General features: G+C 47.8%; 2 tRNA genes. Both read left to right on the top strand.

Annotated elements, in window-relative coordinates:
* The first annotated feature begins 103 nt into the window (after window positions 1–103).
* Window positions 104–180: transfer RNA gene (locus tag DOU50_RS00105), tRNA-Ile, on the top strand.
* Between the two features lie 43 nt (window positions 181–223).
* Window positions 224–299 (top strand) — tRNA-Ala (locus DOU50_RS00100).
* Window positions 300–494: the final 195 nt, after the last annotated feature.

The raw sequence follows: 494 nt of genomic DNA, 5'->3' as shown, positions 1-494 counted from the left end.
CCGTAGGGGAACCTGCGGTTGGATCACCTCCTTACCTTAAAGAACCTGCCTTTGTAGTGCTCACACAGATTGTCTGATGAAAAACAGCAGTAAAAATCTCTGCAGGCTTGTAGCTCAGGTGGTTAGAGCGCACCCCTGATAAGGGTGAGGTCGGTGGTTCAAGTCCACTCAGGCCTACCAAACTCCTTTTAAAGGATGAGCGGTACAGAGATTGCAAAACGATGGGGCTATAGCTCAGCTGGGAGAGCGCCTGCTTTGCACGCAGGAGGTCTGCGGTTCGATCCCGCATAGCTCCACCATCTTTTACTGCGAACACAAGAAAACTTCAGAGTGAACCTGAAAAGGTGCACTGCGAAGTTTTGCTCTTTAAAAATCTGGATCAAGCTGAAAATTGAAACGACACATCTTTAAGGTGTGTTCGAGTCTCTCAAATTTTCGCAATCATGAAGTGAAACATCTTCGGGTTGTGAGGTTAAGCGACTAAGCGTACACGG

The organism is Enterobacter sp. C6 (genome assembly GCF_008122455.1).
GTDB classification, from domain to species: Bacteria; Pseudomonadota; Gammaproteobacteria; order Enterobacterales; family Enterobacteriaceae; genus Enterobacter; species Enterobacter pseudoroggenkampii.
This window is presented reverse-complemented; position numbering and strand designations above follow the sequence as displayed.